We start from the raw sequence: 13,266 nt of genomic DNA on the forward strand, positions 1-13,266 counted from the left end.
GCCGTGGCCAAGCAACTGGGTTTTCTGGTGGATACGGAAAAATGCATAGGTTGCTTCAGCTGTGAGATGGCCTGCAAAAACGAATATCAAACGGAGGTCAAGCCCCGCTGGCGGCGGGTCTACCAGCAGCGGGAAGCCAGCCTCCCTTATCCGGAGCGCAACTTTATGTCCCTTGCCTGCAACCACTGCGCCGACCCGGCCTGTCTCAAGGTCTGCCCGGTGGGGGCCTACAGCAAGCGCGAGGACGGCATCGTCCTCCAGGACCACGCCCGCTGCATCGGCTGCCGCCTGTGCACCATGGCCTGCCCCTATGGGGCCCCTCAGTACAACGAAAAGGACCGCCGGGTGGAAAAGTGCCAGCTCTGCTACCAGAAGGTAGACCGCAATGAGGAGCCGGCCTGCGTGGCCGCCTGCCCGGTGGGGGCGCTGCAGCTCATAAAGGATCTCAATTCCTTCCCCGAGCCGGGCACTGTAAAAGAACTGCCGGGATTTCCCGATATAACTATTACCCGGCCATCCGTCCGTTTCGTACCCCCGCGAGCCGGAGTCCAGATCAGGAGGGATGTTTGAATGACAAACTGGGAATGGCCCCTGGTTTTTTTCACCATCTTCGCGCAAATGGCCGTCGGCTACCTGGTCATGGTGGTTCCAGGTGCAGCCGGTAAAGCTAATCCCAGATGGACCTATCTCCTGCCGGCCGGGATTTTAGCGACAGCAATGGTTATCTCCCTGGGCCACCTCGGCCACCCGGAAAACGCCTACCGGGCCTTGACCCACCTGGCTTCCTCCTGGCTGAGCCGGGAAGTCCTGCTTTTCAGCCTGTGTTTTCTCTTGCTCCTGGCAGCTTACCTGGCTGCAAAGGGAGGAAAGCAGCCCCTGGCGCGGCTGGCTGCCGTCCTGGCCCTGGCCAGCGGCCTCCTGGGGGTGCTGGCCAGTGCCCTCATCTATGTCCTGCCGGCTCGCCCGGCCTGGTATAACTTTCATACCGTCCTTACCTTTTTCCTGACAGCCTTACTACTGGGCCCGGCCCTGGGGATGTGCCTCGAGCAGTTGCTCCCCGGCCTCGCCCCATGGCTGGAAGGCGGCCTCGCCAGCCGGGCTCTGGTCTCGCTCTTGCTCCTGAGTATCATCAGCTCGCTGTCATACCTAACCTTCCTGGCCGCAGCGGGGCCGGAAGCCCGGCTGACCTTGACCACTCTTTTGGCCAGCCCATGGTGGTGGCTACGGGTCCTGGCCGGGTGGCTGGCACCTTTGGCCGTCAGTTATCAGTTACGCCGGCAGGAAAGGGGCTCTCTATCCCTCTCCCTGGTCCTCCTGCTCCTTCTCCTGGCGGGAGAATTGATCGGCCGGGCCCTTTTCTACGGTACAGCAGTACCACTGGCCATCGGTTAGTTCTAAAATTAGCGGAAGGCCCTGTTCCTTACCTGCGGTTGCAACCCCTCCCCTGCGAGGGGTTTTTGTTAATCACGGAGCCGGCATGGTTGCGAAGCTGCCTGATGCCTGCGGCTGCGAGGGGTTTTAGTTAATCGGGAACTGTGGACAGAAGGAATCAAAATAAAGTAAAATAGTATTGAAGAGAGGGATGGGAGAAAGGGTGGTGGGTGTGCCTGTTTACCGTTCTGCCTGTCCCTGTAACTGTTACGACGCCTGCGCCATGCTGACTTATGTGGAAGACGGCCGGGTAGTCAAACTGGAAGGAGACCCACAGCACGGCTATACCCGGGGTCGTCTCTGCGCCAAGGGTTACGCCTACAGCCGCCGGGTGCATAGCCCGGAGCGGCTGCGCTACCCATTGCGCCAGTATCCCCGGGGTTCCGGCAACTGGCAACGCCTTTCCTGGGAGGAAGCGCTGGAACTTATTGCCACCAGCATCCTGGACCTTAAAGCCAGGTATGGCAGCACCCTCCCAGTTGCTTTAAATAAATACTCGGGGAATTTCGGCTGGCTGCAAAATATAATAGACGTCTTTTTTGATAGCCTGGGCCCCACCACCCGGGCCGGGGGCTCACCCTGCTGGTCGGCAGGCCTTGACGCTTTTTACCTTGACTTCGGCAGGGTGACCAGCCCCGACCCCGAGGACCTGGCCAGGAATAAATGTATTATCCTCTGGGGGACCAATCCTGCCTGGACGGCGGTTCATTCCCTGCCGTTCCTGCAACAGGCCCGGGACCAGGGGGGCAGGGTGGTGGTCATCGACCCCGTCTTTACAGCGACGGCAAAGTGGGCCGATTACTATTTGCAGATTAAACCCGGTACTGACGGAGCTCTGGCCCTGGGTGTCCTGGCCTACCTCTGGCAGCGAGGGCGTCTTGATGAAGAGGGCTTAAGCCGCTATGCGGCAGGATGGCCGGCCTTACGTAGCTACCTGGCCGGGCTGTCCCAGGACTGGGCCGCCAGGGAAACCGGCCTGGAGGTTGCCGCCATTACCGAACTGGCGGAGATGTATGCTACCAGCCGGCCGGCAGCCATCTGGATCGGCTTCGGCCTGCAGCGTCACACCAACGGCGGCCAGAACGTCCGGGCCATCAATGCCCTGGCAGCCCTGACCGGTCACCTGGGAACCGGGGGTGGGGGAGTGTATTACGCTCACCTGGATACGTGGCCCAGGGTTGGAAGCGGGCCGGGGGCGCCAGGACAGGCTGGCAACCGTTACCTGAATATGAACAATTTTGCCGCCGAACTCCTGCACTGCCAGGATCCACCGGTTAAATTTTTATGGGTGGCCGGCCGCAATCCCCTCACCCAGGAGGCTGGTGCCCGGCTGCTCTCTCAGGCCTTAAATACTTTAGAAATGATCGTAGTCGTCGATCACTTTCTGACCCCCACGGCCAGGCTGGCCGATATCGTCCTGCCCGCGGCTTCCTTGTTTGAAACCTGGGATATTGTTTCCAGCTACTGGCACCGCTGGGTGGCCGTTAACGAGCCCGCCCTGGCACCCTGGTATGAAAGCTGGAGCGACCTGGAGATAGTTGCCGCCCTGGCGGATAAACTAAACGAGTTATCCCCCGGCAGCAGTACCTTTCCTAGCCATAAAAAAGCAAGGGACTGGCTGGATGAACTCTTTGACAGGCGCATGCAGGAACTCTTTGGCATTAGTTGCTGGCAGGAACTTTTGAGCGGGCCGCGTAAGGCCCGGCCGCCTGAACTGCCGGAGAGGATAGAACTGGATTCAGCCAGAGCGGGTGAACTGGGCCTACCCAACCTGCCCATTTATATACGGCCAGCCTCGCCGCCGCCGGAATACCCCCTGCAGCTCCTGACCACCCACCAGCAGTACGGGCTCCACTCCCAGTTTCAAAACCTGGATTGGTTGCAGGCGCTTAATCCTGAACCGGTGGTGCTGATCAACCCCGCCGCGGCCCGGAAACGAGACCTGGCGGAAGGAGATGTGGTGCGGGTTTTTAACGGCCAGGGAGAAATAATTGCCAGGGCGAAGATAGAACCGGGTGTGCCGGAGGCGGTAGTGGTGGCCTATGAAGGTTGGTACGGAAGAGATAAATACCAGGGGACAAGGTTATTTTCGCCGGGGGACTATAATGTCAATTTTTTAACGTCTCCCCTGGCAACCGATATGGGCATTCTTACCACCGGCTTTCCCGGTTGTGCCTTTTACGACTGCTTTGTGGAGGTCTGCCGTTTGTGAAGCAAAGAGCCTTTGCCCTGCGCCTGGAGCGCTGTGTTGGCTGCCGCAATTGCCAGCTGGCCTGCAAGAACGAGCACAGGACAGCCAGCCGTATCAACTGGCGCCAGGTAAGGGAAGGAGAAGAAGACGGCCGCCGTTACTATGTATCCCTTGCCTGCAACCATTGCCGCAACCCGGAGTGTTTCCGGGTTTGCCCGGAAAAGGCCTACTGGAAGCGGCGCGACGGCTTGGTCCTGCACCTGCCCCGCCGCTGCCAGGGTTGCCAGGCCTGCGTCCAGGCCTGTCCCTACCAGGCCCCCCGCTATAATCCGGAAACGCGCCAGGCAGAAAAATGTAATTTCTGCCTGGCCCGCCTGGACGAGGGGTTGCAGCCGGCCTGTGTGGCCGCCTGCCCCACCGGGGCCCTGAATATGATGACCTGGGAAAGTGATCCCGGCGAGGCCCCCTATTCCCAGTGGGTAGCTTTTTTGCCTGATCCAGCCTTAACCCTGCCTTCCCTGCAAATAAACCGCTCTGGAGAAAGCCGGCATTACTGGCAGCAAGTCCAGCAGGAGGAAGTTTGTAATTATTACAAAATAACAGCCGATAGTTTGGAAATAATACAAAAAAGGTTAAAGAAGAAAGACAGACAGGGAGAGGCAGGCAGGAAAAGGGGCGCAAAGGACGGAGAGTGCAAATGGATATTTTGACTGGTTTGATAGATCTTATTATTAAAGGCAGTACCCTGGAAAGCCTCGTTCATTACCTGGGGCGGCAGTTCAGGGCCGTCTTTGTCATTAGCAATCCCTGGGGAAAGGTTATAGCAACCAGCGATGCGGTTCAGTTCTCTGTCGGCAGTTACCTGCCCTTCAGTTTATCTCCTGGCCGGGAAGAAGCCGCCTTTGGCCGGTGGACTTATCTGGCGGTGGCTTTAAAAAGCGGTGCTACTAATTACGGTTACCTTCTGGCCCTGGGGGAAAAGGGTCTTCCCCAACCGGTAGCCACCAATATCGACCAGGTCAGCAGGTTGCTCCTGCTGGCTCTGGCCAGGGATCAGGCAGTCATTGCTGCCGAAAAGCGCCACCGCGCCGATTTCGTTTATGATCTCCTCTACAACAACTTTGAATCCAAAGAAGTCCTGGTAGCCAGGGGGCAGTTGTGGGGCTGGGATTTAAACCGGCCCCATGCCTTAATGGTCGTGGAACTCCTGACCGGTCCGGAGGACCAGTTTCAAGAACTGGCAAGCACCATAGCCCGGGAGGATTACCCGGAAGCCATCCTGCTGCCCCGGGAGCGGCAATTGGTAATTATCATCCCCGCCCTCGAGGATAAGGGAGCCACCGGCCAGAAGTTAAAGGGAATTTTCAGCACCCTGCAGGAAAAACTGGCCCGTTGCGTCCCCGGAATGCTCGTTGGCGGCGGAGTAGGCCTTTTTTACCCTTCCACTACCGAACTGTATTTAAGTTTCCAGGAGGCTAAAATAGCCCTGGAAATAGGCAAACTGCGCCGGGAGCCGGGACTTGTCTTTTTTGCCGAACTTGGAGTGGAAAAGCTCCTTTACCATTTAACGCCCCACCAGCTGGAAGACTACTACCAGCAAACCCTGGGCCGTCTGGAGGCCTTTGACCGGGAGAACGGGACGAACTACCTGGAAGTTCTGGAAAAGTACTTCCAGTTTAACGGTGACTTTCAGGCTATTGCCCGCCACTTTTACCTCCACCCCAACACTCTACGTTACCGCCTACAAAAAATCGGAGAAATCCTCGCTGTGAATATTCACTCTCTGGAGACCCAGCTGGACCTCCTGGCCGCCCTCAAAGCCAGGCTCCTGTTTAAACGTCGGGCGCGGGGGTAAACTCCGCCTTGTCACGGCCAGTGGGGCTATGCTATAATTAACCCAGAAGTTACCCCCAAAAGCTCCAGGAAAGGTCGTGATAGGTTGTTCCTGTCGGCGGAGTTCTTTTGGAGGCTGTTCGAAAAAACCGGTTCTATAGCTGCTTACATTATTTATCGTAGATTGGTTACCCAGTAGGCAAAAATGTTATTAGCGTCCAAATGCTATGAATGGGCAAAGTAGCCGGTACGGAACCCACAGGGAGGCGGCGTCGTTGACTGGAAGCGCTGCTGGGGAAAGGCCGCGTGAAGTTCGCCCGGGAGCAGCAGGCTGAAAAGAAAGAGTAGGCCGAGCCGGTGTTCCCACCGTTAGAGGGGAGCGGCATGATGGTGCCGGGAGACTTGGGGTGGTAAAAGATATCTTTTAAGCTTTCGTCCCGAAGGGGCGAAGGCTTTTTATTTTGTCATACCCGAGGTGATGCAGATGTTAGCAACTATTGAAGCCATCAGGAAGGCAGCCCTGGCCCGGGTGGCTGCCGCCAACAGCAGTGAAGAGTTGGAGATTTTAAGGGTTCAGTACCTGGGCAAGAAAGGGGAGCTGACCGGGGTTTTAAGGGGAATGGGAAAACTTCCGCCTGAAGAGCGCCCCCGGGTAGGGCAGCTGGCCAACCAGGTACGGGAAGAACTGGAAAAAGCCCTTCAGGAGGCTAAGGAAGTCCTTTCGCGCCGGGAACAGGCCGAGCGTCTTCGGGCAGAGGCCATCGACGTAACCCTGCCGGGACGGCCTGTTCCCCGTGGTTACCGCCATCCCCTGTATCAGACTTTAAATGAAATCAAAACCATTTTTATAGGCCTGGGCTTTGATGTGGCCGAAGGCCCTGAGGTAGAGAGCGACTATTACAACTTTGAGGCTCTGAATCTTCCTAAAGAACACCCGGCCCGGGATATGCAGGATTCTTTTTATATAACTGAGGACGTCCTGCTCCGTACCCACACCTCCCCCGTTCAGGTGCGGGTCATGGAGGCCCGGCGTCCCCAGTTACCCATCCGTATTATCGCCCCGGGCAAGGTTTACCGGCGCGACGATGACGCCACCCACTCGCCCATGTTTTTCCAGGTAGAAGGCCTGCTGGTGGATAAGAGGGTAACTTTTGGCGAACTGAAAGGTACTTTGATGGCCTTTGTCAGGCAGATGTTTGGTGACCAGGTTCAGGTGCGGTTCCGGCCCAGTTACTTTCCCTTTACCGAGCCCAGCGCCGAAGTTGATATATCCTGCGTTATGTGTGGCGGCGGGGGCTGCCGGACATGCGGCCACACCGGCTGGCTGGAAATCCTGGGTTGCGGTATGGTTCACCCCCGGGTTTTAAGCATGTCCGGCTATGACCCGGAAGAGGTGAGCGGCTTTGCCTTTGGCCTGGGGGTAGACCGGGTGGCCATGCTGAAGTACGGCGTTGATGACCTGCGCCTCTTCTATGAAAACGACCTGCGCTTTTTAAGGCAGTTTTAAAGGAGTGATCGTACTTGCGTGTTCCATATAAATGGCTTAAGCAATACGTAGATATCGACCTGCCGCCGGAAAAGCTGGCGGAGAAACTTACCATGGCCGGCCTGCCGGTGGAAAACATAGAAAGCCTGGCCCCGGATTTTCGAGGCGTGGTGGTTGGGAAGATTAGGTCTATTACCCCCCACCCCAATGCTGAACATCTGGTAATTTGCCGGGTCGATACCGGTAGGGAACTGCAGCTGGTAACAGGAGCCCCCAACGTTTATATAGACCAGAAGGTGGCGGTAGCCCTGGAGGGAGCAAAGTTACCTGGAGGCAGGGAGATTCGCCGGGCCACCTTCCGCGGTGTAACTTCTGAAGGTATGCTCTGCTCGGCCCAGGAACTGGGGCTGGATGCCAACCTCGTCTCCCCGGCCGACCGGGAAGGGGTCCTTACCCTGCCGCCCGATACTCTCCCGGGCGCTGATGTAGCTAAGGTTCTGGGGCTCGATGATGTCGTTCTGGTGCTGGAACTCACTCCTAACAGGGCCGACTGCCTGAGCATTTTGGGCGTTGCGCGGGAAGTGGCGGCCCTTACCGGTGCCCCTTTACGCCTGCCGGAAATTGCCGTCCGGGAAGACGGGCGGCGCATCGAGGATCTCGCGGCAGTTGAAATCGAAGCTCCCGACCTGTGCGCCCGTTACGTAGCCCGCCTGGTGAGCAATGTGCGCATCGGCCCCTCACCTGCCTGGCTCCAGGCCTGTTTACGGGCCGCCGGCATGCGACCGATTAATAACGTGGTGGATATAACCAACTTTGTCATGCTGGAGATGGGACAGCCTTTACATGCCTTTGATTACGACCTCCTGCAGCAGCACCGCATTATCGTCCGCCGGGCCGAAGCAGGGGAAAAAATAAAAACTCTGGACGATGTGGAGCGGGAACTGGATCCGGAAATGCTGGTCATTGCCGATGCTGCCCGGCCTGTGGCCGTAGCCGGCGTCATGGGCGGTCTGGAGACAGAGGTTACCCTGGAGACGGCCAACATTCTGATCGAATCTGCCCACTTCGACGGCGCTTCCATTCGCCGCACTTCCCGCAAGCTGGGCCTGCGCTCGGAAGCCTCGACCCGTTTTGAACGGGGTGTGAACCTGGAAGGGGCAGCCGCAGCTGCCGACCGGGCGGCCCAGCTGATGGCTGAACTGGCTGGCGGCAGCGTGGCCCGGGGCCGGCTGGATTGCTATGTAAGGAAGCGCCAGCCGGTGACCATACTTTTAAGACCGCAACGGGTAAACTATCTCCTGGGGACTACCCTTACGCCAGCGGCCATGAAGGAACTCCTGGAGCGCCTCCACCTGGAAGTCAGCGGGGAAGGGCCTTTCCAGGTAACAGTTCCGGCCTACCGGGGCGACCTGACCCGGGAAATCGACCTGGTGGAAGAGATTGCCCGGCTGTACGGCTATGATAACATCCCGGTGACCCTGCCGGGGAATATCACTGCGCTGGAAAAGCAGACTCCGGCCCAGCGCTGGGAGGAAGCCGGCCGGGAGGCGGCGGCAACGGCCGGCCTCGTGGAAGTCGTTACCTACAGCTTTATCGGTCCCCGCGCCCTGGATCAGTTGCAGCTCCCACCCGATCATCCCTGGCGGCGGGTAGTAAAAATCCATAACCCCTTACGGGATGAGCAAAGTATTATGCGGCCTTCCCTCTTACCCGGTTTGCTGGAGGTGGCCGGGCGCAATGCCAGCCGCCGGGTGCTGCCGGTGGCCATTTACGAACTGGGCCGGGTATTTATTCCTGCGGGCCGGCAGTTACCGGTAGAACCCTTACGCCTGGGCGGGCTGGTCATGGGGACTACCGGCCGCGGCTGGAACTGGCCGGCAGGTGAGATGGATTTCTTCTATCTAAAAGGTATAGTAGAAAATATCCTGGCCAGGGTCAAAATCAAAGGCATCACCTGGGAAGCTACGGCTACTATTCCCTTCCTCCATCCCGGCCGGGCGGCAAATATCAAGGCCGGGGAGGCAATCCTGGGATTCATAGGCGAGCTGCACCCGGACGTCCTGGCGGCTTTTGATTTACCGGCCAGGGCCTGTGTCTTCGAGCTGGACTGGGATTATGCAGGCAGTTTAAACCAGAGGCAGGTGGGTTACGAACCGTTACCCCGTTTCCCGGCCGTGGAAAGGGACCTGGCGGTGGTGGTAGAGGAAAATCTCCCCGCGGCAGCAGTAGAAGAAGTCATCAGGGAAGCGGGGGGTGACCAGCTTAAAGGCTGCACTCTCTTTGATGTCTACCGGGGAGCTCCTGTCCCGGCCGGATATAAAAGCCTGGCTTATTCCTTGGTGTACCAGCTGCCGGACCGGACCCTTACGGATGCCGAGGTGAATGCCGCCCAGGAAAGGATTCAAAGGGCCCTGGAGGAACGCCTGGGCGCCAGGCTGCGTTAGTGAATTTTAACCTCTGGCAGGATTTTCTACGGGTAAAGGCGAACAAACAAAAATATATCCAGGCAAAGGGAGGGGTAAACTTGCTTCAGGCGGAAAAGCCGCTGGCTGCACCAGACCGAACCACGGTCAACATCAACGGGCAGGAATACGTGGTTAAGGGGGAAGCGCCGGAATACATCCAGATGCTGGCTTCGTACGTAGACAAAAAGATGCGCCAGGTTAACCAGAAGTTCCCCCATTATCCTCCAGTAAAGGTTGCCGTGCTTGCCGCCCTGAATATTGCCGATGAACTTTATAAAGTCCAGCAGGATTATGAAACCCTGGTAAAATTGATACAGGAGGAAAAACGGGGTTGACCAACCTGGAGCTTGCCTGGGCATTAACAGAAATGGGTGATTTACTTGAATTAAAGGGGGAAGACCCCTTTAAAGTCCGCGCCTATCACCGCGCCGCCCGGGCCCTGGAAAACCTGGAAGAAGAGGCCGCCTCCCTTTATGCCCGGGATGCCCTGGAGGAGATCCCGGGAGTGGGGAAAAACCTGGCCAAAAAAATCGCCGAATTGTTAACCACGGGCCGGTCCACTTTCCTGGAAAATTTACGCCGGGAAGTACCGCCGGGCTTGAGGGAAATGCTGGCTATACCCGGTCTGGGCAGCCGCTCTGTACGCCAGATCTACCAGGGCCTGGGCATTACCACCCTGGAAGAGCTGGAAACAGCGGCCCGGGAGAGGCGTATCAGGACCCTGCCCGGCATGGGTAGCAAGACCGAGCTGGCCATCCTGCGGGGCGTGGAAATGTTAAAAGAAGTAAAGGAGCAGGTGCCGTTGGGAATAGCCAGGCCCCTGGCCCTGCTCCTGCAAGACCAGATCCTGGCCATACCAGGGGTTGAGAGGGTGGCCATAGCCGGCAGCGTTCGCCGCGGCCGGGAAATGGTGGGCGATGTCGACCTGGTGGTAGCCGTGCAGCCCGGCCACCAGGTGGCGGACGTCATGACCCGGCACCCCAGGGTGAAGGAAGTCCTGGCATGGGAGCCGGATCGCCTTTCCTTAAGGACGACCCTGGGGCTGAAAGTGGAAATCATATTGGTTCCGCCGAAAGAATTTGCGGCCACTGTATTTTATGCTACCGGCTCTAAAGCCCACCGGAAGGGGCTGCTGCGTCTGGCAGCTGGGCGTGGGTTGAAGGTTGCCGATATTGGTCTGACTACCTCCCGCTGGCTGGCCGAAGAGGAAGCAGTACTCGCCGGAGAATATGGAGATACGGCTATAGCTTCCCGGCCGTCATTTAGCCCGGAGGACCGGGCCTCAATCCCTTCTAAAGCTGGAGCTACTCCTGCTGGGGTTAGAGGGATTGAAGCAACTCCATCTGGGAGCGAGGCAGAGGAGGCTGCTTTTTACCATCGCCTGGGTTTACCTTATATAGTGCCGGAATTACGGGAGGATCGAGGCGAAATAGAAGCCGCCGTGAAAGGTGAACTGCCCCGCTTAATTACCCTGGCCGACATCCGCGGAGACCTCCACATGCATAGCCGCTACAGCGATGGCGTGGAAACCATTGCCGCCATGACAACAGCAGCCCGCAGGCGGGGTTACCAGTATATTGCCATTACCGATCACTCCCGCTCTTTGGTGGTGGCCCGGGGCTTGAGCGTCGAACAGTTAAAGGCCCAGCGGGAGGAAATAGCCCGGCTGAACGAAGAGTTGAAAGATATTACCATCCTTGCCGGGATTGAAGTCGATATCCTGGCCGACGGCAGCCTGGATTATGAGGATGAAATCTTAAAGGAGTTTGATCTGGTGATCGCTTCCGTCCATTCCGGCTTCCGCCAGGAAGAGGAGCGGATGATGGCCCGGCTGGAGGCGGCCCTGCGCCATCCTTACGTAGATATTCTAGGTCATCCTACCGGCCGCATGCTGGGACGGCGCCGGCCCTACGCCGTAGATGTAACCAGGATTATTGAGCTGGCAGCGGAGACGGGTACCATCCTGGAGATCAATGCCAGCCCCGACCGGCTGGATTTAAATGATACGGCCGTACGCCTGGCCAAAGAATACGATGTACCTATAGCTATCAATACGGATGCCCATGATTCCATCCGTCTGGCAGACATGGAATATGGCGTCCTTACCGCCCGGCGCGGCTGGCTGGAACCGGAGAATGTAGTCAACACCTGGGAACTGGAACGGTTGCTGGCCAGGCTGAAGCGCAACCGGGGAAGAGACAGGAAATAGCGATGCTGGGATTGGTATCATAAGGAGGTTATCTCATGCCCAAACGTCTAGGCATTCTCACCGGCGGGGGAGACTGTCCCGGCCTCAATGCCGTCATCCGGGCGGCGACCAAAACTGCCTATAGCCATGGTTACGAAATGTTCGGTTTCCTGGACGGCTATACCGGGGTAGTAGAAGGACGTTATATCAAACTGGACCCGCCGGCCATCTCCGGCCTTCTCCACCGGGGCGGTACCATCCTGGGGACGAACAACCGCAGCAATCCCTTTTACTTTCCCGTTAAAGAAAACGGTGAGGTTACTTACCGTGATATGTCAGATAAGGCCATAACCCGCCTGGAGCAAATGGGCATCGAAGTGCTGCTGGTAGTGGGTGGTGACGGTACCCTGGCCGGGGCCAAGGATTTTAAAGCCAGGGGGGCACGGGTGATCGGTATTCCTAAAACTATCGACAACGATCTGGCGGCCACCGACCAGACCTTCGGCTTCGACACGGCGGTGAGGACGGCAACCGAGGCCCTGGATAAGCTGCATACCACGGCCGAATCCCATCACCGGGTCATGGTCCTGGAACTCATGGGCCGCTATGCCGGCTGGATCGCCCTCTACAGCGGCCTGGCCGGCGGGGCCGATGTCATCCTGATACCGGAAATCCCCTGGCATATTGAAAGCGTGTTGAAAAAAATAGAAGCCCGCCGGGCCGAGGGTAAACCTTTCAGCATCGTCGTTGTCGCCGAGGGGGTCAAGTCGCCGGAGGGAGAACTGGTTGTCCAACGGACGGTGGAGGGCAGTGTAGAGCGGGTGCGCCTGGGAGGCATCGGCCAGCTGGTAGGGAAGCTAATCGAAGAAAAGAGCGGCATCGAAACCCGGGTGACCGTTCTGGGCCATATCCAGCGGGGCGGCTCGCCGTCGTCCTACGACCGGGTACTGGCCACCCGCTTCGGCGTGGCGGCAGCGGAGCTCGCCGTTAAAGGCATTCACGGTGTGATGGTCTGCCTGCGGGGTAACGATATTTCTCATGTCCCCCTGGAAGCAGCCGTCGGGAAACCCCGGACCATACCTCTAGATCACCAGCTCCTGGCCACGGCGCGGGCTATAGGGATCAGCTTTGGAGATGATTAGCGGCATTTATGTCAACAGCCTCGTTTTTCTGTTCCGGCGATTTCCTTTACTTAGCCCGTCTTAATTCCAGGATAGCTGTTTCCTGGCGGGCGGTTTTGCCCAGCAGGTAATTAACATCCAGGGCGATTATATCAAGCCTGTCATCCAGGTGTTTTTGGAGTTTGGCAATCTCATCCCCCCGCAGCTCAAAAGCGTCAAACAGGACGTTGATTTTCGGCAGCAGTTCGTTATCCAGGCGGTTTTCGATTTTAATCATTCTTTGTTCCAGATAGTCTAACTGTTTGCTGTGCTGCTGCAGAGTTTCGGTATGCTGCTGCAGAATTTCGGTATGCTGTTGTAATGTCTTTTTGATTTCTTCCTGTCCCTGAAGGAGCTGTTTTAAGATTTCTTCCATATAATTCACTTTCCTTTCTCAGGTTATCTTTTAAAGGATATAATTTCTCCGCCGGGTAAAAAATTCCTTCCAGGTCCGGGCTGAAAAATTAACTTGCATTTTTGTTCATAATCGTACAAAATAGATCTAGAACAAA

At 57.5% G+C, this 13,266-nt stretch carries 11 protein-coding genes; 10 read left to right on the top strand and 1 reads right to left on the bottom strand.

Going from position 1 to position 13,266, the window contains the following annotated elements:
- Window positions 1-3: 3 nt before the first annotated feature.
- From FLZ89_RS10730 to FLZ89_RS10780, 10 genes are all read left to right on the top strand, one after another.
- A complete protein-coding gene (locus FLZ89_RS10730; RefSeq protein ID WP_141265131.1) occupies window positions 4-570 on the top strand; it encodes a 4Fe-4S dicluster domain-containing protein in 567 nt (188 codons plus the stop codon).
- Entirely contained in the window at window positions 571-1,392 is an 822-nt protein-coding gene (locus FLZ89_RS10735; protein WP_141265130.1) for a dimethyl sulfoxide reductase anchor subunit family protein, read from the top strand.
- Window positions 1,393-1,570: 178 nt separating this feature from the next.
- On the top strand, window positions 1,571-3,643 hold the full coding sequence (locus FLZ89_RS10740) for a molybdopterin-containing oxidoreductase family protein (RefSeq protein WP_216363881.1): 2,073 nt from the start codon (window positions 1,571-1,573) through the stop codon (window positions 3,641-3,643).
- Complete coding sequence (locus tag FLZ89_RS10745) at window positions 3,640-4,332, top strand: 4Fe-4S dicluster domain-containing protein (protein WP_141304953.1); 693 nt, start codon at window positions 3,640-3,642, stop codon at window positions 4,330-4,332. Before FLZ89_RS10740 ends, FLZ89_RS10745 begins: the two co-directional genes overlap by 4 nt.
- Window positions 4,320-5,477 (top strand): PucR family transcriptional regulator, encoded by a 1,158-nt coding sequence (locus FLZ89_RS10750; protein ID WP_141265127.1) that lies wholly within the window; start codon window positions 4,320-4,322, stop codon window positions 5,475-5,477. Before FLZ89_RS10745 ends, FLZ89_RS10750 begins: the two co-directional genes overlap by 13 nt.
- A gap of 462 nt (window positions 5,478-5,939) precedes the next feature.
- Window positions 5,940-6,962 carry a phenylalanine--tRNA ligase subunit alpha gene (gene pheS, locus FLZ89_RS10760; RefSeq protein ID WP_141265126.1) on the top strand — a complete coding sequence of 341 codons (1,023 nt, stop codon included), beginning with the start codon at window positions 5,940-5,942 and terminating at the stop codon, window positions 6,960-6,962.
- 14 nt (window positions 6,963-6,976) lie between these two features.
- A complete protein-coding gene (gene pheT / locus FLZ89_RS10765; RefSeq protein WP_141304954.1) occupies window positions 6,977-9,385 on the top strand; it encodes a phenylalanine--tRNA ligase subunit beta in 2,409 nt (802 codons plus the stop codon).
- Window positions 9,386-9,465: 80 nt separating this feature from the next.
- On the top strand, window positions 9,466-9,741 hold the full coding sequence (locus FLZ89_RS10770) for a cell division protein ZapA (protein ID WP_141265124.1): 276 nt from the start codon (window positions 9,466-9,468) through the stop codon (window positions 9,739-9,741).
- A complete protein-coding gene (locus FLZ89_RS10775) occupies window positions 9,738-11,615 on the top strand; it encodes a PHP domain-containing protein (RefSeq protein WP_141304955.1) in 1,878 nt (625 codons plus the stop codon). Before FLZ89_RS10770 ends, FLZ89_RS10775 begins: the two co-directional genes overlap by 4 nt.
- A gap of 35 nt (window positions 11,616-11,650) precedes the next feature.
- Window positions 11,651-12,736 carry a 6-phosphofructokinase gene (locus tag FLZ89_RS10780; protein ID WP_141304956.1) on the top strand — a complete coding sequence of 362 codons (1,086 nt, stop codon included), beginning with the start codon at window positions 11,651-11,653 and terminating at the stop codon, window positions 12,734-12,736.
- 46 nt (window positions 12,737-12,782) lie between these two features.
- Here FLZ89_RS10780 and FLZ89_RS10785 read toward each other — a convergent pair whose 3' ends face one another.
- Window positions 12,783-13,139 carry a hypothetical protein gene (locus FLZ89_RS10785; RefSeq protein WP_141304957.1) on the bottom strand — a complete coding sequence of 119 codons (357 nt, stop codon included), beginning with the start codon at window positions 13,137-13,139 and terminating at the stop codon, window positions 12,783-12,785.
- Window positions 13,140-13,266: the final 127 nt, after the last annotated feature.

The sequence above is a fragment of the Moorella sp. E306M genome (assembly GCF_006538385.1).
GTDB lineage: Bacteria > Bacillota > DSM-521 > Neomoorellales > Neomoorellaceae > Neomoorella.